22 protein-coding genes are annotated in these 21950 nt (G+C 42.2%); 16 read left to right on the forward strand and 6 right to left on the reverse strand.

The annotated features are described in order from the left end of the window. Window positions 1-3 precede the first annotated feature (3 nt). The 10 genes from hutH (at window position 4) to FCN25_RS07990 (ending at window position 10881) form a co-directional block, all read left to right on the forward strand. Window positions 4-1566, forward strand: a complete 1563-nt coding sequence (hutH, locus tag FCN25_RS07945; protein ID WP_137223583.1) for a histidine ammonia-lyase — start codon at window positions 4-6, stop codon at window positions 1564-1566. Beyond that, on the forward strand, window positions 1567-1998 hold the full coding sequence (locus tag FCN25_RS07950; protein ID WP_137223585.1) for a thioesterase family protein: 432 nt from the start codon (window positions 1567-1569) through the stop codon (window positions 1996-1998). A 23-nt stretch (window positions 1999-2021) separates the two neighbouring features. Continuing rightward, on the forward strand, window positions 2022-2813 hold the full coding sequence (locus tag FCN25_RS07955; RefSeq protein ID WP_137223587.1) for an outer membrane lipoprotein carrier protein LolA: 792 nt from the start codon (window positions 2022-2024) through the stop codon (window positions 2811-2813). Then, window positions 2813-5212, forward strand: a complete 2400-nt coding sequence (locus tag FCN25_RS07960) for an MMPL family transporter (RefSeq protein ID WP_137223588.1) — start codon at window positions 2813-2815, stop codon at window positions 5210-5212. The genes FCN25_RS07955 and FCN25_RS07960 overlap by 1 nt, the downstream gene beginning before the upstream one ends. After that, entirely contained in the window at window positions 5213-6481 is a 1269-nt protein-coding gene (locus FCN25_RS07965; RefSeq protein WP_137223590.1) for an NAD(P)/FAD-dependent oxidoreductase, read from the forward strand. After that, the gene (locus tag FCN25_RS07970) at window positions 6471-7091 is read left to right on the forward strand and encodes a DUF3261 domain-containing protein (protein ID WP_137223592.1); all 621 of its coding nucleotides are present in this window, start codon (window positions 6471-6473) and stop codon (window positions 7089-7091) included. The genes FCN25_RS07965 and FCN25_RS07970 overlap by 11 nt, the downstream gene beginning before the upstream one ends. A 78-nt stretch (window positions 7092-7169) precedes the next feature. Continuing rightward, the gene (locus FCN25_RS07975) at window positions 7170-8372 is read left to right on the forward strand and encodes a beta-ketoacyl-[acyl-carrier-protein] synthase family protein (protein ID WP_137223594.1); all 1203 of its coding nucleotides are present in this window, start codon (window positions 7170-7172) and stop codon (window positions 8370-8372) included. A 4-nt stretch (window positions 8373-8376) separates the two neighbouring features. Then, on the forward strand, window positions 8377-8868 hold the full coding sequence (locus tag FCN25_RS07980; RefSeq protein WP_137223596.1) for a hotdog family protein: 492 nt from the start codon (window positions 8377-8379) through the stop codon (window positions 8866-8868). A 64-nt stretch (window positions 8869-8932) separates the two neighbouring features. Then, entirely contained in the window at window positions 8933-9658 is a 726-nt protein-coding gene (locus tag FCN25_RS07985) for a 3-ketoacyl-ACP reductase FabG2 (protein WP_137223598.1), read from the forward strand. Beyond that, window positions 9655-10881, forward strand: a complete 1227-nt coding sequence (locus FCN25_RS07990) for a beta-ketoacyl-ACP synthase (protein ID WP_137223600.1) — start codon at window positions 9655-9657, stop codon at window positions 10879-10881. Before FCN25_RS07985 ends, FCN25_RS07990 begins: the two co-directional genes overlap by 4 nt. Before the next feature lie 140 nt (window positions 10882-11021). Here FCN25_RS07990 and FCN25_RS07995 read toward each other — a convergent pair whose 3' ends face one another. The 4 genes from FCN25_RS07995 to FCN25_RS08010 form a co-directional block, all read right to left on the reverse strand. After that, window positions 11022-11615, reverse strand: coding sequence for an FMN-dependent NADH-azoreductase (locus FCN25_RS07995; protein ID WP_137223602.1), 594 nt, complete (start codon window positions 11613-11615; stop codon window positions 11022-11024). A 136-nt stretch (window positions 11616-11751) separates the two neighbouring features. Next, window positions 11752-12246, reverse strand: a complete 495-nt coding sequence (locus FCN25_RS08000; RefSeq protein ID WP_137223604.1) for a thioesterase domain-containing protein — start codon at window positions 12244-12246, stop codon at window positions 11752-11754. 69 nt (window positions 12247-12315) lie between these two features. After that, the gene (gene dtd / locus FCN25_RS08005; RefSeq protein ID WP_137223606.1) at window positions 12316-12753 is read right to left on the reverse strand and encodes a D-aminoacyl-tRNA deacylase; all 438 of its coding nucleotides are present in this window, start codon (window positions 12751-12753) and stop codon (window positions 12316-12318) included. A 139-nt stretch (window positions 12754-12892) separates the two neighbouring features. Then, window positions 12893-13864: a virulence factor BrkB family protein gene (locus tag FCN25_RS08010; RefSeq protein ID WP_137223608.1), complete on the reverse strand. Its 972-nt coding sequence runs from the start codon at window positions 13862-13864 to the stop codon at window positions 12893-12895. A 105-nt stretch (window positions 13865-13969) separates the two neighbouring features. Here FCN25_RS08010 and FCN25_RS08015 point away from each other — a divergent pair, with 105 nt between their 5' ends. After that, a complete protein-coding gene (locus FCN25_RS08015; RefSeq protein WP_137223610.1) occupies window positions 13970-14194 on the forward strand; it encodes a hypothetical protein in 225 nt (74 codons plus the stop codon). 48 nt (window positions 14195-14242) lie between these two features. Next, window positions 14243-14890, forward strand: a complete 648-nt coding sequence (locus FCN25_RS08020; protein WP_137223612.1) for a DUF2959 domain-containing protein — start codon at window positions 14243-14245, stop codon at window positions 14888-14890. 151 nt (window positions 14891-15041) lie between these two features. Here FCN25_RS08020 and FCN25_RS08025 read toward each other — a convergent pair whose 3' ends face one another. Next, a complete protein-coding gene (locus FCN25_RS08025) occupies window positions 15042-15512 on the reverse strand; it encodes an Lrp/AsnC family transcriptional regulator (protein ID WP_137223614.1) in 471 nt (156 codons plus the stop codon). Window positions 15513-15887: 375 nt separating this feature from the next. Then, complete coding sequence (gene glnA / locus FCN25_RS08030) at window positions 15888-17297, reverse strand: glutamate--ammonia ligase (protein WP_137223616.1); 1410 nt, start codon at window positions 17295-17297, stop codon at window positions 15888-15890. A gap of 477 nt (window positions 17298-17774) precedes the next feature. On the opposite strand from glnA, the gene typA reads away from it, so the two are divergent. The 4 genes from typA (at window position 17775) to glnL (ending at window position 21924) form a co-directional block, all read left to right on the forward strand. After that, window positions 17775-19586: a translational GTPase TypA gene (gene typA / locus FCN25_RS08035; RefSeq protein ID WP_137223618.1), complete on the forward strand. Its 1812-nt coding sequence runs from the start codon at window positions 17775-17777 to the stop codon at window positions 19584-19586. Between the two features lie 217 nt (window positions 19587-19803). Then, the gene (locus FCN25_RS08040) at window positions 19804-20115 is read left to right on the forward strand and encodes a pyrimidine/purine nucleoside phosphorylase (RefSeq protein WP_137223620.1); all 312 of its coding nucleotides are present in this window, start codon (window positions 19804-19806) and stop codon (window positions 20113-20115) included. 107 nt (window positions 20116-20222) lie between these two features. Then, window positions 20223-20747 (forward strand): DUF4124 domain-containing protein, encoded by a 525-nt coding sequence (locus FCN25_RS08045; protein ID WP_137223622.1) that lies wholly within the window; start codon window positions 20223-20225, stop codon window positions 20745-20747. 139 nt (window positions 20748-20886) lie between these two features. After that, window positions 20887-21924: a nitrogen regulation protein NR(II) gene (gene glnL / locus FCN25_RS08050; protein ID WP_137223624.1), complete on the forward strand. Its 1038-nt coding sequence runs from the start codon at window positions 20887-20889 to the stop codon at window positions 21922-21924. Window positions 21925-21950 lie beyond the last annotated feature (26 nt).

Here is a 21950-nt window from a genome sequence, read left to right on the forward strand (position 1 = left end):
TCAATGAGCAACACTTCTTCATCGCCATCATCTGCCGAAAACATTGTGCATTTAGGCCAGAGCTACCTGAGTCTTGAACAAGTGGTCGCTGTCGCCAAGGGCGCAACGGTCAAGCTAGCAGACTCTTCTGACTATGTTGAATATATTCAAAAAGGCGCCCGTTTCATCGACAGTTTGCTGCATGAAGAAGGCGTGGTATATGGCGTCACCACAGGTTACGGTGACTCTTGTACCGTCAATGTCAGCTTAGACTTAGTCCATGAATTACCGCTGCATTTAACCCGTTTTCATGGTTGTGGTTTAGGTGATGTATTTAGCCCAATGCAAGCCCGCGCGATTATGGCTTGCCGCTTAAACTCATTGGCTGTGGGTAAGTCAGGTGTCAGCTATCTGCTGCTACAGCGCATTGAATGGCTACTCAATAATGATATTACCCCTGTTATTCCTCAAGAAGGTTCGGTTGGCGCCAGCGGCGATTTAACCCCTCTATCTTATCTTGCAGCTGTATTAGTTGGCGAACGTGAGGTGATATACCAAGGTAAACGCCAAGCGACCAAAGATGTTTATCTGAAATTCGGCATGATGCCATTAACACTGCGTCCTAAAGAAGGCCTTGCGTTAATGAATGGTACCGCGGTGATGACCGCACTGGCCTGTTTAGCCTATGACAGATCGCAGTACTTAACTCGCTTATCAAGCCGTATTACAGCCATGGCATCGTTAACCCTTAAAGGCAATGCAAACCATTTTGATGAAATTTTGTTTGCCGCCAAACCTCACCCAGGACAAAACCAGATTGCCAGTTGGATCCGTGAAGACCTAAACCATCATGCGCATCCACGTAATTCTGACCGTTTACAAGACCGCTATTCTATACGCTGTGCACCGCACATCATTGGCGTACTGCAAGATGCTTTGCCCTTTATGCGTCAGTTTATTGAAACCGAACTCAATAGTGCGAACGACAATCCGATTGTCGATGCCGAAGGTGAACATATCCTCCATGGCGGTCACTTTTATGGCGGCCACATTGCCTTTGCCATGGATGCGATGAAAAATGCGGTGGCCAATATCGCCGACTTAATTGATCGTCAAATGGCCTTAGTCATGGACCCTAAATTTAACAATGGTTTACCGGCTAATTTATCTGCCGCAGAAGGCCAACGTCGCGCCATTAACCATGGCTTTAAAGCGGTACAAATCGGTGTTTCGGCTTGGACTGCAGAAGCATTAAAAAACACCATGCCTGCCAGTGTGTTTTCTCGCTCAACAGAATGTCACAATCAAGACAAAGTGAGCATGGGCACCATTGCCGCCCGCGATTGCATGCGGATTTTACAACTGACAGAACAAGTCGCTGCCGCCGCATTATTGGCCATGAGCCAAGGCATTCAACTACGCGTTATACAGAAAGAGTTAGACCCCAATTCACTAACACCATCACTTGCCAATACTTTGGCCCAAGTCAGTGAAAATTTTGAACTGCTTACCGAAGACCGTCCATTAGAAGCCGTGCTGCGCCAAACCGTAGAAAAAATTCAACTGGGCCTGTGGGAGGTATGTTAAATGAAAGGTTTATTACTCACAGAAATGGAAATGGTGATCCCGTTTCACGATGTCGACTCAATGGGCATTACTTGGCACGGTAATTACTTACGCTACTTTGAGGTTGTGCGTTGCCAATTACTGGATAAGCTCGGTTACAACTATCGCACTATGCTCGAATCTGGCTACGCTTGGCCAATTGTAGATGTGCAAATTAAGTACGTTAAAAGCAGCACCTTTGACCAAAAAATCAAGGTTATCGCTGCCATTGTTGAATGGGAAAACCGTTTACGCATTAACTATCAAATTGTTGATGCCGACACCAACGCACGCATCACCAAGGGCTATACCATTCAAGCTGCAGTTGAGATTGCTACCCAAGAATTATGCTTTGTTACCCCAGATATATTTCAGCAAAAAATTCACCCATTACTCGATGCGAGCCAAGTGTAATGAGTGCCCGCAGCAGAGTATTTGTGAGCCTATTTACTAGCATATTTATTAGTGTATTGGCGCGAGTAAGCAGCATCATTATGCTGTGTTGTCTGTGTATTGCAGCCTCCTCGGCGAGCGAACATCCACCAGCAGGCAATAATGAACCTCTTACTCAAACGCAACTGGCAGATATTCAGGCGCTGTATACTCAACCAGCCACCACAGAGGACCTCAGCGCGCTAGCGCAGCAACTGAATCTACAACTAGATACTCGTGGGAAGTTTGTTCAACTACGCCATTTACAGGTGCTTAAAAAGCCCTTACTCAGCCAAGGACAGTTTATATTTAGTCCAACCCAAGGGTTGGTATGGCAGCAGCAGCGTCCATTCAATACCTTGATGATGCTTAAAGATCAGCAGTTGATCCAACAAAACAGCCAAGGCAAAATTCAACACTTTAATGCTGGGGCTAATGGCAACTCGATTGCACAGCAATTACCGCGTTTATTACAAGCCATTATGGCGGGCGATATTGATGCCTTAAGTGCCGATTTCAACTTATTTATGCCTGCTGCTCAATCCGTAATTCAGCCTGCAACTAAGCCTGAAAATAGGTCATGGCAACTGGGCTTACAAGCTAAAGACCCACAAGTGCAATCGTCTATGGGTAACATTACCCTCAGCGGCGATACCCTTATACGTTCATTAATCATGACCAGTAACCAAGCGGATATTAGCGACTATACTCAAATTCAATTTACCCTGACCCAACAAGGGCCGCTGAGTGAAACTGAGCTGGCACTTTTTAGTCTTGGCAATGAGTCCGCTAAATAATGAAGCCCATATCGCTAACCACGTTGTTATCTCCCATTGGGCGTTTTGTCTTATGGGTATTATTGCTACTGACAATGTTAGCCACTGGCTTAATACAATGGCAACAGGGCGCGCATATTCAAACTGATATTTTGGCGATGTTGCCACATTTACAGCAAGACAAACTCACTGAAACAGCATTAAACAGAGTTGAACAGCAACTCGCAAACCAAGTGTATATTGCAGTAAAAGCCGATAATGACAACCAAGCTATCAGTGCCGCACAGCAACTGATGGATGTGCTAGATAAACAGCCACAACAGCCCTTTATTCACATGCGTAGCGGCGCGGATGATCATCTGCAAGACTTGGCTAAAGTGTATTTCGAACATCGCTTTACCCTACTCACCGCCGAGCAAGCTAAAGATATTGAAACAGATAATTGGCGCCAACTACTTAACGCGGCCCAAAATCAACTTTATAGCGCATTTGGTTTTGCCAACAGCCAGCTGCTCAGCAATGATCCGTTACTGATGTTTCCAGCCAACTTACTGGCGTTATCACCTAATAATACGCTACGTAGCCAACAAGGCATTTTACTGACCAATACCACCGAGGGTGTGGCTGCAATAGTCATGGCCAAAGGCAGAGATAGTGCTTTTAGCCCGACCGCTCAGCAACAGCAAATACAAGCATTAGAGTCTGCGTTTAGCCAAGTGACGCAACACTACCCAGATGTCAGTTTCCTTAAAGCTGGTGCACTTTTTCATGCGATTGCCGCCACCGAATCTGCCAAACAAGAAATTAGCCGAATTGGCTTAATTTCCATGTTGGGGATCATCTTATTAGTCTGGTTGGCCTTTCGGTCAATTATGCCGTTATTTGCCGCACTACTGACGTTAACGACTGGTGTGGTATTTGCGTTTGTCGCCACCTTAAGTATTTTCGGTGAGTTGCACTTACTGACACTAGTGTTTGGTACCAGCTTAATTGGTGTCGCCATTGATTACAGCTTTCACTTTTATTGCGAAAAACAAGCTCATCCCAATAACAACGCAACAGACACCTTAAAGCAGATTTTTCCGGCGCTCACTCTCGCCCTAGCTACTAGTGCCAGTGCCTTTATCGCCATTGGCTTTACGCCATTCCCGGGTATGCAACAAGTGGCAGTATTTTGTGCTGCTGGGTTAGTTGGTGCATACCTAACGTTGTTATTGGTGTTTCCATTACTGGGTAACCATGCGCTTAAACCGACGCCTGGATTAACCCTTGCCCAAGGTTATTTGGCGCTATTACAACGTATTTTTACCCCAAATCAATTGTGGCAAAAAATAGCTATAGCGGCTTTGCTCATTGGTTTGGCAACAATATTGTTTTTCGGTTTGTCACAAACGGATTCTAACGATGATATTCGTCAGCTACAGCAAAGCCCTGAAGCCATCACCACCGAAGAGAATCAGCTACGGCAACTCCTCAGCGGCGGCACCGACAACCAATTTATTTTAGTCAGCGGTCCCAATGAACAAACTTTATTGCAAACGTTAGAGCAATTGACACCAGTACTGGATAAAGCAGTCACTGATGGTGAGTTAGACCAAGCAATCAGTCTCAGCCGCTTTATACCCAGCATTGCCAAACAACAACAAAACTATCAGTTACAGCAGCAGCTTTATGAGCAACATTTAGACGAGATCATCAGTGAAATGGGCCTCGATGACAATATAAGCACTAGTCTGATGGCGCAACTTAATCACGCCGGATCACAATGGTTAACCCCAACCATGGTACTAGCCCAAGCCAATGATGATTTACAAACCTTATGGATTGGCGCGATTCAGACAACCGATCAAACCCAGCTATTTGGCGCCATAGTGTTACTCGGTGGCATACATTCGTTAGCCACTCTTGAGCAACGACTGACTGAACATAAATGGCCTTTGGGCCAAGTTCAGTTAATCGATAAAGTCGGCGATATATCCCATTTAATGGGCAAGTATCGCCAACTAACATTGCAACTCTTAATATGGGTATTTGCCCTAGCCAGCCTACTGTTTAGCATTAAATATGGCATTAAGTTGGCATTCGCTATCGTCACAGTCCCTGCTTTATCAGTACTGCTCACGCTAGCCTGTTTAGGCCTTGTCGGTTCAAGCATCAGTTTGTTTCACGCTTTAGCGCTTATTTTAGTGTTAGGCATTGGTATCGATTACAGCCTATTTTTTGCCGAGGCCAAGCAAACCAGTCGCGGAGTCATGATGGCAATCTTTATGTCAGCCTGTTCAACACTATTAGCTTTTGGTTTACTGGCACTGAGTCAAACCCATGCCATTCACTTTTTTGGTTTAACGCTTCTTTTTGGGATCAGTTTTTCATTTTTACTGGCACCGTTTATTTCATTTATTACTAGGAAAACACTGTAAATGCCAAGCAGTCATTCACATACAGTCAGCAACATGGACGTTGACGTTGCCATCATTGGTGCAGGCCCTTCTGGTGCCATTGCCGCAAGTCTTTTACGTCAACAAGGCCATCAGGTTGTTGTTATTGAAAAACAGCATTTTCCACGTTTTTCCATTGGCGAAAGTTTACTGCCTTGTTGTATGCAGTTTCTCGAACAAGCAGGCATGCTAGACGCCGTTAAGCAGGCTGGATTTCAATTTAAAAATGGCGCAGCATTTCAGCACCAAAGACGCTACACCACCTTCGACTTTACCGATAAATTTACCCCAGGCCCAGGTACTACATTTCAAGTTCAACGGGCAGATTTTGATAAACTCCTAGCCGACACCGCTATCAGTCAAGGGGTTGAGATCCGTTTTGGTCATCAAGTTGATGCGATTGATTTAACTAATAATCCTCGTTTAACAGTAACAAATGACCATGGGGCACAATATCAAGTTAATGCTAAGTTTGTGCTTGATGCCAGCGGCTTTGGCCGAGTATTACCGCGATTACTGAACTTAGAACAACCATCAAATTTAGCGCCACGCAGCGCCATTTTTACCCATATTGAAGACAACATTAGCGATCCCCATTTTGATCGTAATAAAATCTTAATCAGTGTTCATCCTCAACATAAGGATATCTGGTACTGGTTAATCCCTTTTAGCAATAACCGTTGCTCAATAGGCGTGGTAGCTGAGCCGCATTTACTCGAGCATTTATCCGGTAGCCTTGAACAACAATTGTTAGCGGTAATTAATGAAGAGCCTGAGCTACAGAAGTTACTGAGTAATGCCAATATTGTTCAACCTTGTGCGACACTCAAAGGTTATTCGGCCAATGTCACCACCTTAGCAACCAATAAGTTTGCTTTACTGGGTAATGCTGGCGAGTTCCTTGACCCAGTATTTTCATCAGGGGTGACAATTGCAATGCAGTCAGCATCAATGGCTGTCACCTGTTTACATAAGCAATTGAATGGTCAAACAGTCGATTGGGATAGCGAATACTCTGCACCATTAATGCAAGGGGTTAACACCTTTAGAACCTATGTCCAAGCTTGGTATGACGGACGCTTTCAAGATGTCATTTTCTATCAACAAGCTGACAACAAGATTAAACAAATGATTTGCTCAATTTTAGCTGGCTACGCTTGGGACATGAGTAACCCGTTTGTAAAAGAATCCGAACGACGCCTCAATACCATTGTTGAATTATGTCAGGAGCGAGAAACCGATGTTGCTTAATCGGCTGTGGCATTCTGCGGAGATAATATTGCCTCGCCTTGTTGCGCTGTTACTGTTAAGCCTATTAAGTGCTTGTAGTCAGCAAATCGAGCGGCAAACTTGTGTCCCACTCGCCAGTGAAGCACAATATTGCTTAAGCTCAGCCTCTGCGGTGTTAGCAACGTCACCGCAGCAAGACATCAGCTTAAGTCAAATGGTGAGCTTTACTCATGGACAAGAAAATCACGAGTTATTAACCCAGCTGGAGCTTAATTCACAACAGATGACGTTAGTGGGATTAGCGCCACTTGGACAAGCATTGTTCACGTTAGTATACGATGGGCAGACCCTGCAAAGTCAGCAAAGTCTGTTATTAGGTGAGCAATTTAAAGCAGAGTATTTAATGGCCATAATGCAGTTGATTTACTGGTCAACGGAGCAAGTTAATCAACATTTAACCGGCGGTCAATTAGTCACTATGCCGTGTGATATGCCGTTATGTAAGCAACTTAATGATGCCAGTGGTGTGTTAATAACGATAACCTATAGCGATATCGACCCGTGGTTAGCGCAAGTGAATGTAGACATCGACGCCGCCGATATTCATATGCAAATAAACCCTATTAATTAACTAATTGATTAACTGATTGATAAACAAGTGCACCAGCATAACCCAATAAACCGAGATAAATAGGCAATCAAACTAAACATGAAGAGTCGCATTGCAATAACTCACATCGGATTGTGTACTCCTCTGGGCAACTCGCCAGAAGAGGTACTGCCGCGCCTCATCAATGGTGATATTAGTGCCATGCAGTGGCGCGATAATTTATTGTTCGATGCACCAACATTAGTCGGTTGCGTCGATGATAAAAGATTAATAGAGATAGCCGATCATCTCAGTTTATTCGCTTGTCGTAATAATCGTTTATTAAACACTGCCGCCCAGCAACTTGCTCCGGCAATAGAACAAGCTAAACAGCGTTTTGGAGCGGATCGCATCGGGGTGGTATTAGGCACAAGCACTTCAGGTATTTCTAAAGGCGAAGCAGCGATAAAATATCAGCTTGAGCATGGTCATTTTCCTCCGAGTTATCATTACTCACAACAAGAACTCGGTAGCACCAGTGACTATTTAAAACAGTTATTTGAACTATCAGGCCCTTGTTATACTGTGTCTACAGCGTGTTCATCAAGTGCAAAAGTGTTTGCCAGTGCCCAGAGATTACTCAATGCGAATATGTGCGATATGGTAATTGTAGGTGGTGTAGACAGTTTGTGTCAGTTAACCGTTAATGGTTTTGCCGCATTAGAATCAGTATCCAAAGGCCATTGTAATCCGTTTAGTCGCCATCGTGATGGCATTAATATTGGTGAAGGGGCAGCCTTATTTATCTTAGAACGTGGCCAAAGTGACGTCATGCTTGCAGGGATAGGCGAATCTGCCGATGCACATCATATTTCAGCACCACATCCGCAAGGATTAGGCGCTATTGCCGCCATGCAACAAGCCCTAGTAGAAGCCAACATTACTGCTGAACAAATTGATTACCTCAACCTCCACGGCACCGCTACACCCAAAAATGACGCCATGGAATCGCGTGCTGTCACTGCAGTGTTTAGACATTCACTGCCAGCTTGCAGCTCAACCAAACCACTCACAGGTCATACTTTAGGTGCTGCTGGCGCGATTGAAGCTGCCTTTTGCTATTTATTATTAAGCCCACTTAACCATGATAAGCGTTTGCCGCCGCACATCTGGGATGGGCAGCAAGATGCTAATGACCCTAAAATCGCTCTCGTTAGCGCCAACAACAATACTGGTCTTAGCCAACTCAATTTTATTATGAGCAATTCATTTGCCTTTGGCGGCAGTAATGCCAGCCTGATTTTTTGTCGAAAGGATGCCTAGTTTCATGTCAATAGCCACTGCAACTCCGGCGATGTTAGCGCAAGAGATAAGTACGTTTATTCCACATCGGGCACCGATGATCTTAATTGATAATATCTTAGAACATCTCCCAGACTGCTTAATCACTGAAACCCATATTAGCTCCAAGTGTGCCTATTTCGACGCCCAACTCAATGGCGTGCCAAATTATGTTGGTATTGAGTATATGGCCCAAAGTATTGCTGCGTTAGCGGGTGTTGAAGCCTTACTGCGCGACGATGGTATCCGAGTCGGTTTTTTACTCGGCACCCGCAAACTGCAAATGCATATCGACACATTTACCTTAGGTGAGTCATATCGCACTCAGGTCACTCGGCTATACCAAGAAGAGTCTGGATTAGCGGTTTTTGAATGCCAAATTTATCATCACCAAACGTTAGTGGCGGAGGCCAATGTCAATGTATTCCAACCACAAGACACCCAGGCTTATATTGATGAAAGCCAAGTCGACGAGTAAGCATGATCAACAACCCTTTTGACACCCCTATTGGAGTTCCTCGAATCAATCACGGAGAGACATTTTGAATAACAGAGTATTAGTTACTGGTTCCAGCCGAGGAATAGGTAAAGCCATCGCGATTAAATTAGCCGAGAGTGGTTTTGATATTGCGCTGCACTTTCACAGCAATCATGCTGCCGCAGCGCAAGTGCAAAAAACCTTATTAGATCTTGGTGTTCAGGTTAGTTTACTGCAATTTGATATTGCCGACCGTCAAGCGGTCAAGCTGGCAATCGAAACAGACATTGCCGAAAATGGTGCCTATTATGGCGTTATTCTTAATGCGGGTATTAATCGCGACACCGCTTTCCCAGCGATGACAGAAGATGAATGGGACAGTGTGATCCACACTAATCTTGATGGATTTTATAATGTTATCCACCCTACGGTTATGCCAATGGTACAAGCACGTAAAGGTGGACGTATTATCACCCTAGCCTCTGTGTCAGGCATTGCAGGTAATCGTGGTCAAGTGAACTACAGCGCATCAAAAGCGGGAATTATTGGCGCAACTAAAGCCTTGTCGCTTGAGTTAGCTAAGCGAAAAATTACCGTCAATTGTATCGCACCGGGGTTAATTGAAACCGATATGGTCACAGATATCTCAACCGATATTGTCAACCAAATAGTACCGATGAAACGCATGGGCAAACCCAGTGAAATTGCCGGCCTTGCTAACTTTTTATTATCAGACGATGCCGCCTACATAACTCGCCAAGTTATCTCAGTTAACGGAGGCATGATATGAAGCGTGTAGTCGTTACCGGAGTGGGCGGTATTTCCGCATTAGGCCAAAACTGGCAACAAATTAAAGCCAGCCTACTAGCCAAACATAACTGCGTTATTCGGATGGATGAATGGGATCGCTACCCAGGTTTAAATACTCGTCTGGCGGCACCAGTGACTGATTTTACTCTCCCAGCCCATTATTCACGTAAAAAGATCCGCTCTATGGGGCGAGTATCCATGATGGCAACACGTGCCAGTGAATTAGCGCTTGAAGATGCAGGCTTGTTGAACGATCCCATCCTTAATTCCGGTCAAGTTGGAGTTGCTTACGGCTCATCAACTGGTAGTACCGATCCAATTATGGGCTTTGGTGACATGTTAAAAACCGGCGAAATGTCGGGGTTAACCGCCACCAGTTATATCCGCATGATGGCCCACACTACCGCGGTTAATATTGGGGTGTTCTTTGGCCTGCAAGGCCGTATTCACACCACCAGCAGTGCGTGTACCTCTGCCAGTCAAGGCATTGGCTATGCTTATGAAGCGATTAAATATGGCATGCAAACCATTATGCTCGCGGGTGGTGGTGAAGAGCTTTGCCCTACCGAGGCCGTGGTATTTGATACTTTATATGCCACCAGCACCCAAAATGATACTCCAGAGCTAACGCCACGACCATTTGACCAGAACCGCGATGGGTTGGTTATTGGTGAAGGTGCTTGTACCTTGATATTAGAAGAGCTTGAACATGCTCAAGCCCGTGGTGCTAAAATTTATGCAGAGCTAATTGGTTTTGGTACCAACTCAGATGGCCAACATGTCACTCAACCCAATGCTAACACCATGGAAGTGGCTATTCGTTTAGCCTTAAAGGATGCCCAATTATCGGCTCAAGACATTGGTTATATCAGTGCTCATGGCACCGCAACAGATCGCGGTGATATAGCAGAAACTGCCGCGACTCACGCAGTCTTTGGTGCAGAAACGCCCATCTCTTCATTAAAGAGTTATACCGGTCATACTCTAGGCGCTTGTGGTTCGTTGGAAGCGTGGACCAGTATTGAAATGATGAATGAAGGTTGGTTTTCGCCAACACTCAATTTGACTGATATTGACTCAGAATGCGCCCAACTTGATTACATCAAAGACGATATTCGACATATCGACACCAACTACATTATGAGTAACAACTTTGCCTTTGGTGGCATTAATACTTCATTGATTTTTAAACGTTGGCGTTAATTGCATAAAGGAGCACAAACCCTTTTTTGATCAACAAAATCATAAAGTAAAAAACGCTTAATGATCCTTTAAATGTCAAAGTCTCATTAAGCGTTAATTATTCGAATCAGTGGCTTTATATAAGCCTATGAATAAATTGATTAAAGTGTCATAGCATCAATAGCAAGTTTAGCTTGGCTAATGCCAGCTTCAGCAGCATCTGGGCCCATATTTAATGCTTCAGCATAAATAGTTTCAACATTATTAATCCCGATAAAGCCCAACAAAGTCGTTAAGTAAGGCACCACATGGTCTGTAGGGCCACCTTTATGTACTCCACCACGAGTGGTCACAATAATGGCGCGCTTACCTTCGATTAAACCAACAGCTCCGGTATCGGTGTAAGTAAACGTCACACCTGCACGGGCAATAAAATCAATCCAATTTTTTAGTGTTGTCGGAATTGTAAAATTGTACATAGGCGCGGCGATCACAATGGTGTCATGAGCTTTTATTTCAGCCACTAATTTATCAGATAATGCGAGCGCAGATAACTGACGCTCCGAAAGATTATCGCCACCGCGTAAACCTGAAGCAAGTTCGCCGTCTAACATTGGTAGTACATTTTCACCTAAATCACGCACTGTAATTTGCGCACCTTTGCTGTTCCATTGCTGATGTAAATAATCAACTAATGCTGAAGATTGTGAATAACCGCCTAGAATGCTTGATTTTAAAATTAATACTTTTGTCATTGTAAAGTCTCACCCATATGTATGTTGGGTCATATGGCTGTGTGCCTGACCAATGAAATAAGTATATTGATCTATAAAAAAGAATAAAAGCGCAATAAATCCGCAATTATATTCGATAAAAACGAAAGGTTATAACCTAGTCTGCATTAACAACTCTAGGAGGAAAAGATACATATTGGCCGGTAAAAGTGGCGCACATAATGTCATCGCAATACAATGCGACTTCTAAGGTAATCTTCACTCGGCGACCTCGAGTTAATGGGGTTAAATCAGTATAAGGCCAAATAACTTTGGCATAGGCCTGTTTAGAAATGGGTTTTAAATACCTTACCTTCGCATCAGCTAATACAATGTCACCATGTGCTTGTGACAATTGTTGCTGTAACCACACCATCCCCCAACCAGTCAACGTCATTAAAGTATAGATGCTGCCTGCAAACATGGTGTGATGTAAATTAATGTTAGGTTCAATAGGTGCTGTAACCTGTAAGCTATCTCCGTTGAACAACACAGGAGTAATATCCATAAATTTACTGACAGGAATAGTATTATGCCAAGTTTCACACAAAGTCTGTAGCAAGGCAGAGACCTTGGTATCCGATTGCGATTCAGTGAACGAAATATCAAGCATAGCGACATCCTTCCGATTGATGACTAGCTAATCTCAACTTGGGATAATAAACAGCTATAAACCAAGACGTTATACTTGCAGATTAAAGGTCACTGGACCATCATTAACCAATTCAACCTGCATATCTGCACCAAATTTCCCAGTTTCAGTAACAACTCCTTGTTGCCGACAATATTCTACAAAAGCGAGATAAAGACTATCGGCTTGCTCAGGGGTTGCCGCACTGGAAAAGCTAGGCCTTAAGCCTCTGCCGGTATCAGCAACTAAAGTAAATTGCGATACCACCAACAATTGCCCTCCGACTTGAGTCAGATTAAGATTCATCTTGCCACTTTCATCATTAAACACTCGATAATTAATGACTTTTTTAGCTAACTTAACCATTTTCTCACTATTATCTTCGCGTTCTACACCTAATAAGACTAACAAACCTTGGTCAATTTTGCCGACAATCGTACCTTCGACTGTGACTGAAGCGCGTTTAACTCGTTGAATTAATGCAATCATAACTGCCTTAAAATACTATTTTGGGATTATTATTGAATAAGATAAAACAAGGCCGTCATAAAGGACATACTGAACAACAGGTACTTGTTTCCCAGAGCTCATCAAAATTAGCGGTTACTGAATATGTTCACATATAATATTAAGATTTTTCAGAAGACGGACTGGACTTATCAGCCACGAGAGGATCATGCACATTATTGTGATTCTGGCTTTTAGTCTCAGTCTCTGTAAATATTTCAGCTTTGAGATCATCCGCGATAACCGCTAAACTTTCTAAATATTCTGGTAATGCCGCTGTAATCTCTGCACCTAACAACACAATCATCCACGATAAGTACACCCATACAAACAAAATCGGGATCACTGCCAGCGCACCGTATATTGCTTCATAACTCGGAAACTGGGTGACATAAAACGCAAAACCCTTTTTGCCTGCTTCAAACAATACCGCAGCAACAACAGCCCCTAACAACGCATGTGAAAAATGGATTTTCTTATTAGGTACTACCATGTATAGCAGTAATATTGATGCGACTGAAAACAGCAATGGCAAACGTTCAATAATCCAAGGTACTAATCCAGATAGATCACTCCCCGTCACCACCTCTAATGAGACCACATACGAGGTAGCCACCAAACTAGCACCAATGAGTACAGGACCAAGCGTTAAGACCATCCAATACATCGAAAATGACACCACATATGAGCGTTTTTCAGTAATCCGCCAAATATTATTTAATGCTTTATCGATAGCTGAAATGAGCATAATGGCGACAAACACTAACGCGATAATACCCACAAAGGTACCTTTAGACGCATTAGCGACAAATTCGTTAATATGCACTTGTACCGTATCACCCGCTGCAGGTATAAAGTTGTTATAAATAAACCCTTCAATATTACCGCGAATACCTTTAAATACTGGGAACGCCGATAACATCGACATAGTCACGGCTAACATAGGCACCAATGATAACAAGGTAACATACGCCAAATGCCCTGCACGGATATTAATTTGGTCTTCAGCTAACCGTTGTTTGAGGTGCAATAGAAACTGCCAAATCCCACTAAAAAAAGCCACAATAGGGCTGTAATCAAACTTTTTGGGCATAATAATCCTTATTTAATAGCGCGTTATTGGAGATAATAATTGTATTCACACGCTAACTTCGTACAATGTTATAACATATTAGTGATAAAAGAATGGAGAGAATTGATGTCACAACAAGGTTCAGCGGGTAATGTACTCGCAGCAGTAGCCAGTTTATTTTTCCCCGGCTTGGGTCAACTTTTACAAGGTCGTATTTTAGCAGCTTTGTTATTTTTCTGTATAACCGTCTTCTGCTATTTCTTCTCAGTACTGGTTTTTCCATTCATTATTGGCGCACTTTTCCATCTTTGGAGCATCATTGATGCAGCAAGATTTAAATCAGATAGTTAGTCCTTAACGAGGTAATTTTACGCCTCAAACAATAAAAGAGACACATTTATGAGAAAATGGATATCACTTGCGCTACTAAGTAGCAGTTTACTGTTGAGTGGCTGCCAAAGTGCCTATTACGGTGCAATGGAAAAAGTTGGCTACCACAAGCGCGACATAATGGTCGATCGCGTTCAAAGTGCCAAAGAATCCCAAGAAGAAGCGCAGGAACAATTTAGCTCAGCTTTAGAAGAAATGCAGGCTTTATTGGCATTTGATGGCGGTGATTTAGAAGATGCCTACAATAAAGCAAAAGATGAATATGAATCGGCGCAATCAGCAGCAGATGAAGTCACCGACCGCATTGGCAAAGTAGAAGATGTTGCAGAGGCATTATTTGACGAATGGCAGGCCGAAATAGAAGAAATAAGCAAAGCCAGTTTACGCCGCAACAGCACCAATAAACTTAATGAAACTAAGCGATCATATAGCAAGCTAGTTAAAAGTATGCGTCGAGCTGAAGCCAAAATGCCACCCATATTAACCGCGATGAAAGACAATATGTTGTATTTAAAACATAATCTAAACGCTCAGGCAATTGGTGCTATTAAGGGTGAATTTGCCAGTTTACAGACAGATATCTCTAGTCTGATTAAAGAAATGAATAAATCGATTGCCGAATCGAATAAATTTATCGAGTCAATGGAGCAAGGTTAGCCATTACCGCAAATATCGACTCAATGCCCTAAAGTGGTAACCTAAAAAATCGTTACACTAAAACGATCTAGGTGCTGCTTTGGGGTAATTAAAAATCGTCAGATATCCGTTATCTCGATATATAATAGACCGAGATACAATAAACCTAAAATTAGTCGATTGGTGATTCGTCCATGGGCAAAGCCGTACGGCTAAAAACTTGCCTTAATACCACAGTGGTTTCAATACTGGCGACAAACTTGAGGTTACCGAGTGATTTTTTGATAAAGTGTTGATAAGAAACTAAGTCTTTAGAGACTATTTTTAATAAATAATCATAAGCCCCAGTGACCACAGCACATTCCATCACTTGAGGGAGTTGCGCCATTGTTGACTCAAACAATGCTGTCGACTGATCTGTGTGTTCAGTTAAGCGTACCGATGTATAAACTACAACATTCAACCCGACTTTAAGCGGATCAACTTGCGCACCATAGCCCAAAATCACTTTATCTTGTTCAAGTTTTTTTACCCTGCGTAAACAAGGAGTATCTGACATATTAACCTTGTCGGCTAACTCAGAAATAGCAATTCGACCATGACGTTGTAAAATATCTAATAGTTTGAGATCTTTCTTATCCATTGAACATATCGCTTTTTAGTGAAAGACAAATGAGTGATTAAGCATATAAATATCATATTTATGAGTGAATTCCTCTACAAACTTATCATACTATTAATTTATTCAATGAGATGCCCTCTCACTAATTGCAATAAAGCTGTCAATGGTTGAAGCCTTAGAAGACTACGCAATAAAAAATGGAATGCTTAAATGGCATGTAAATCATGACCTCTACATATTCATAAGATAAATAAAATATTGTATTAATTGAAAATAAACCTATCCCAGTAATAGCCAAATATACTTTTAATCATCAAATAAAAAACCCGATAAAGACTTATCGGGTTTTTTTATTTACTTGCCCTGTATAAACTAGGGCACTACTAAGCTTAAGAATTACAAGCTGTAATACATTTCAAACTCAAGTGGATGAGTCGTACGTGAGACACGCTCACACTCTGCTGTTTTAAGCTGAATATAAGACTGAATAAAGTCTTCGCTGAACACGCCGCCTTTAGTCAAAAACTCATGATCCGCCTGTAGATTTTCCAGTGCGTTTTCTAATGACGTAGCAACCTGTGGGATCTCAGCCGCTTCTTCAGCAGGTAAGTCATACAAATCTTTGTCCATTGCTTCACCTGGGTGGATCTTGTTTTGAATACCGTCAAGACCAGCCATTAGCAATGCAGAAAAACCTAAATATGGATTTGCATGTGGATCAGGGAAACGCGCTTCGATACGACGGCCTTTAGGGCTTGGTACCACTGGAATACGGATTGAGGCTGAACGGTTACGTGCAGAATATGCAAGCATAACTGGCGCTTCAAAATGCGGTACTAAACGCTTGTAAGAGTTTGTACTTGGGTTAGTAAATGCATTCAATGCACGAGCATGCTTAATGATACCGCCAATATAGTAAAGCGCGATGTCACTTAGGCCAGCATATTTATCACCAGCAAATAAGTTAACGCCGTCTTTAGCTAAAGACTGATGCACATGCATACCACTACCGTTGTCACCTACAATTGGTTTTGGCATAAATGTCGCTGTTTTACCATAAGCATGAGCCATGTTATGAACAACGTATTTTAGAATTTGGATTTCATCAGCTTTCTTAGTCAATGTATTGAAACGTGTTGCAATTTCGTTTTGACCCGCAGTTGCCACTTCGTGGTGATGCGCTTCAACAACTTGACCCATTTCTTCAAGTACTAAACACATTGCAGAACGTAGGTCTTGTGAAGAATCAACTGGTGCTACAGGGAAATAACCACCTTTCACCATTGGACGGTGACCAGTATTGCCTTCTTCATAGCTCTTAGCAGAGTTCCATGATGCTTCTTTAGCATCAATCTTAACGAAACAACCTGACATATCCGTACCAAAACGGACATCGTCAAATATAAAGAATTCAGGCTCTGGACCAATTAATACGGTATCAGCGATGCCAGTAGAAATTAGATACTGTTCGGCTTTTTTTGCAATAGAGCGAGGGTCACGATCATAACCCGTCATCGTACCTGGCTCTAAAATATCACAACGGATAAGTGCTGTGGTTTCTTCTGTGAAAGGGTCTAATAGAAAAGTTGTTGCGTCTGGCATTAGCACCATGTCAGATTCATTAATGCCTTTCCAGCCTGTAATTGAAGAACCGTCAAACATTTTGCCATCTTCAAAGAAATCTTCATCTACTTGATGAGACGGAATAGAAACATGCTGTTCCTTACCTTTAGTGTCGGTAAAGCGTAAGTCTACAAACTTAACTTCTAACTCTTCAAGTTGCTTTAAAACTGATTCAACTGACATTCTAAGCCTCCGTTAGGGTAAAGGGTTGTCCCTTAATATAATTTTGTTATTCGCCAGATAATGCATCTGGAAAACGAATTTTGCATAATTATCTGCAGTAAAGCGATATTCATGCCACATCGCTAAGTAATTGATTTTACGCAAATGAGAAATACACTTCACACTCCGAACATACCAATTGCACCAATACAGTGCGCAGCGAGTTTACTTATGGTGCAATAGTCCATAATAGTGCGTCGTAATTATCTTGGTGTTTTAGCTCTGTCACATTTTAGTATCACACCTTTGTTATGTTTAATATATAAACGTTTCATATTGTTTTTTTTAGGCTTAGAAAGCAATATATTTACAGGTGTTCAAAAATAATCCTATCTACAAAAGCCGCTGTGAAGTAGAATGGCACGCTTTTTTACATTGGCTATAATAGATAGCTTTTGTTAGATCCTTTTTTTTATTTGCTGGTTTAGAGGTTTATCTGTGTTAGAGAATTTACGTAACATCGCCATTATTGCCCACGTTGACCATGGCAAAACAACCCTGGTTGACAAAATGTTGGCGCAGTCAGGAACCCTTGCATCTCGTGGAGAAGCTACTGAGCGGGTTATGGATTCTAACGATCTTGAAAAAGAACGTGGGATCACCATTCTGGCAAAGAATACTGCCATCCAGTGGAACGACTACCGTATTAATATCGTTGATACTCCTGGCCATGCCGATTTCGGTGGTGAAGTAGAACGTGTTTTATCTATGGTCGATTCAGTATTACTATTGGTTGACGCAGTTGATGGCCCAATGCCACAAACTCGCTTTGTAACCAAGAAAGCATTCGCTCAAGGCCTTAAGCCGATTGTTGTTATCAACAAAATTGACCGTCCAAGTGCTCGTCCAGATTGGGTTATTGACCAAGTATTCGATTTATTCGTTAACTTAGGTGCCACTGACGAACAATTAGACTTCCCAATCGTTTATGCTTCGGCATTAAATGGTTTTGCAACATTAGATCCTGATGTAGCAAGCGATGATATGACGCCTCTATTCCAAACTATCGTTGAGAAAGTATCTTTCCCTGACGCTGATGCGGAAGCGCCATTCCAAATGCAAATTTCTCAAATCGATTATAACTCATACGTGGGTGTTATCGGTATTGGCCGTATTACCCGTGGTAGCGTTAAGACTAACCAACAAGTGACTATTATTGGCGCTGATGGTAAGACTCGTAACGGTAAAATGGGCCAAGTATTAGGTTACATGGGTCTTGACCGTACTGAAGTGCCAATTGCAAATGCAGGCGACATCGTTGCAATTACAGGTTTAGGTGAACTTAAAATCTCTGACACTATCTGTGCAGTGAATGCAGTAGAAGCAATGCCACCGTTAACTGTTGATGAACCAACATTAACAATGACATTCCAAGTAAACACTTCTCCGTTCGCGGGTAAAGAAGGTAAGTATGTGACTTCACGTAACATACTTGAGCGTTTACAAACTGAATTAGTTCACAACGTTGCACTTCGCGTTGAAGAAACAGAAAGTCCAGACCGTTTCCGCGTTTCAGGACGTGGTGAATTACACTTATCGATTTTAATTGAAAACATGCGTCGTGAAGGCTATGAATTAGCAGTATCGCGTCCTGAAGTTATTCTTAAAACAATTGATGATGAGTTATGTGAACCATACGAAACAGTAACCGTTGACGTTGAAGAAGAACATCAAGGTACCGTAATTGAAAAATTAGGTGTTCGTAAAGGTGAAATGAAAGACATGCAGCTTGATGGTAAAGGTCGTGTACGTATCGACTTCATCATTCCTAGCCGTGGCTTAATTGGTTTCCAAACCGAGTTCTTAACTGCAACATCTGGTACGGGTCTAATTTATCATTCATTTGATCACTACGGTCCACACAAAGGTGGCGATATTGGTCAACGCGCTAACGGCGTATTGATTTCAAACGCAACAGGTAAAGCGCTAACTTTCGCTCTTTTTGCATTACAAGACCGTGGTCGTATGTTTATTGGTCACGCTGCCGAAGTGTATGAAGGTCAAGTTGTGGGTATACACGCTCGCTCTAACGATTTGACAGTAAACTGTCTTAAAGGTAAGCAGCTAACTAACATGCGCGCATCAGGTACTGATGAAGCACAAGTATTGACGACTCCTATCACATTGACACTTGAACAAGCGCTTGAGTTCATCGATGATGATGAATTAGTTGAAGTAACTCCTAAGAACATTCGTGTTCGTAAGAGATTCTTAACTGAAAATGAGCGTAAGCGTAATAACCGCGGTTAATCAATGAGTGGCAAATTATATTTGTCACACTTGAAACCTAAAAAGCCCAGATGCCTGTTGCATCTGGGCTTTTTGTTAGCGGTGATTTGGAATCAACATGAAAACATTTAACTAGATATTTTACCCAAACCTAGATAAATTCACGTAATATCAAATTTACTCATTATCTGGTTATATAATTAACGAGAATAGAATCATATCAATTGAAGGGGATTATATAAGTATGTTGCATCAAGTGAGTGTCGCGAAACTGGCCAATGTTTATTTTAACGGTAAAGTCGTCAGTAGAAGTGTAGTGTTAGCCGATGGCAGTAAACAAACTTTTGGCGTAGTAATGCCTGGTGAATATGAGTTTTCAACAGCTCAAGGTGAAATAATGCAAGTCATTTCAGGTGAATTTGACGTATTATTACCAGGCCAAACAGAATGGGTAGCTTACGCTACTGGTAGCCAGTTTCAACTTGCACCAAATGTGAGCTTTAGTATCCGAACAGAGCAAATTTCAGAATACTGCTGTCAATATATCTAATCATATTGAGTGCTCATCTCATTACCCACTTCAGCTTAAGCAGTTTAAGCTGATTTTTTCTATAAAAACGTCTACTCTATTGAAACGATTGTTTTATGGAGTGGATCATGCGCCTTATCATACTTATTGGTTTGCTATTATTGAGTAGCCAAAGCCTTGCTACTGTTTACCGTTGGGTAGATGACACTGGTAAAGTTCATTACTCAGATGAACCGAAAAATAATGCTGAAGTTGTTGATCTAAATGAAAACACCCAAAATAACATGACAATTAACACGCCTACAAAAATCAATACAACACCAACAACAGAAACCAAAATTAACTACAAAATATCGATTGTCTCACCTCGAGAAGATACCACAATTCGTGATAATAACGGTGCGTTTACGGTGTCAGTTAGCGCCTCACCTCAGTTACCTCGCGGAGTATTATTTACTTTACTTGTTGATGGAGTGACTACGGCATCACCTCAGGTATCCAATGAGTTTCAATTAACGGGCATCAATCGTGGTCAACATTCTATTGTTGTTAACGCTGTAACACAAAGCGGCAAAGTCCTTGCATCAAGCTCTCCTAGAAAGATATTCCTTCACCAAGCATCTGTATTTGGGCCGGCAAAAAAGCCTAAGTGATTAAGATAAAATCTAGCTTATTCATTGATTTATAAATTTATGCGTGACTATTTATCTTAGGAAGAGCTTGTGTGTTCCGGGTTGTGCGTCGCACCAAATCGGTGCATTATAATAGTGCAACCCTATACTAGGACGACTAATGGACACAAATAATCTACTAAATCATTTAGTCACAGCAGTGCTGGTAATCAATACCGAGCTCAAGCCGTGCTATGCCAATGCGGCAGCTGCACAATTATTGGGAGTCGGTAACCACAAAATACTTGAACAAACTTTACCTGAGTTATATCAATTAATGGGGGTTGAACCACAATTACTGCGTAATGCCATTAATGCAGGCCAAAGTCTTACCGTTAATACTGCAGCGTTAATTACCCTAGAGGGTCAACACCACACTATTGATATCACCTTAATGCCCATTGAAAATGACACCAATTTAAGCATTTTGGAGTTACGCCAAGTTGATCAGCAGCGTCGTATCCATCAGCAACTTAATATGGACGCTCAACAACAAGCGGCACAATTTTTAGTGCGTAATCTCGCCCATGAAATAAAAAACCCACTCGGGGGGCTTCGTGGCGCAGCGCAGTTATTATCACGCGAATTAACTTCACCCGATCTAAAAGAATTTACCAGTTTAATTATCGAACAGGCTGATAGATTGCGTAATTTAGTCGATCGCTTGCTTGGGCCACAACGTCCAACCCAGCATGCTGAGCACAACATCCATCAAGTAATACAAAAAGTATTGAAACTCGTTCAGATGGCACTGCCTAGTAATATTAACTTAACGCGCGATTATGATCCGTCGATACCCGATATTCAAATGGACCCAGAGCAAATGCAGCAAGCAATATTGAATATTGTGCAAAATGCCATTCAGGCTTTGGAGCATTGTGGCGGTGATATCGTCATTCGAACGCGTACCCAACATCAAGTCACTATTGGAACAAAGCACTATAAAGTAGTACTCGCCTTATCCATTATCGATAACGGCCCCGGTATTCCTGCAGAATTAATCGACACACTTTTTTATCCGATGGTCACGGGTCGTGACGAAGGTTCAGGATTAGGTTTATCCATTGCACATAACATTGCTCGATTACATGGCGGTCGCATCGATTGTGTCTCGGCACCAGGTCATACCGAATTTATTATTAACCTGCCATTACAATAACTAGCATGCCCTTTGTAGGCAGAATG

The organism is Shewanella sp. MEBiC00475, from assembly GCF_005234075.1.
Classification (GTDB): domain Bacteria; phylum Pseudomonadota; class Gammaproteobacteria; order Enterobacterales; family Shewanellaceae; genus Shewanella; species Shewanella polaris.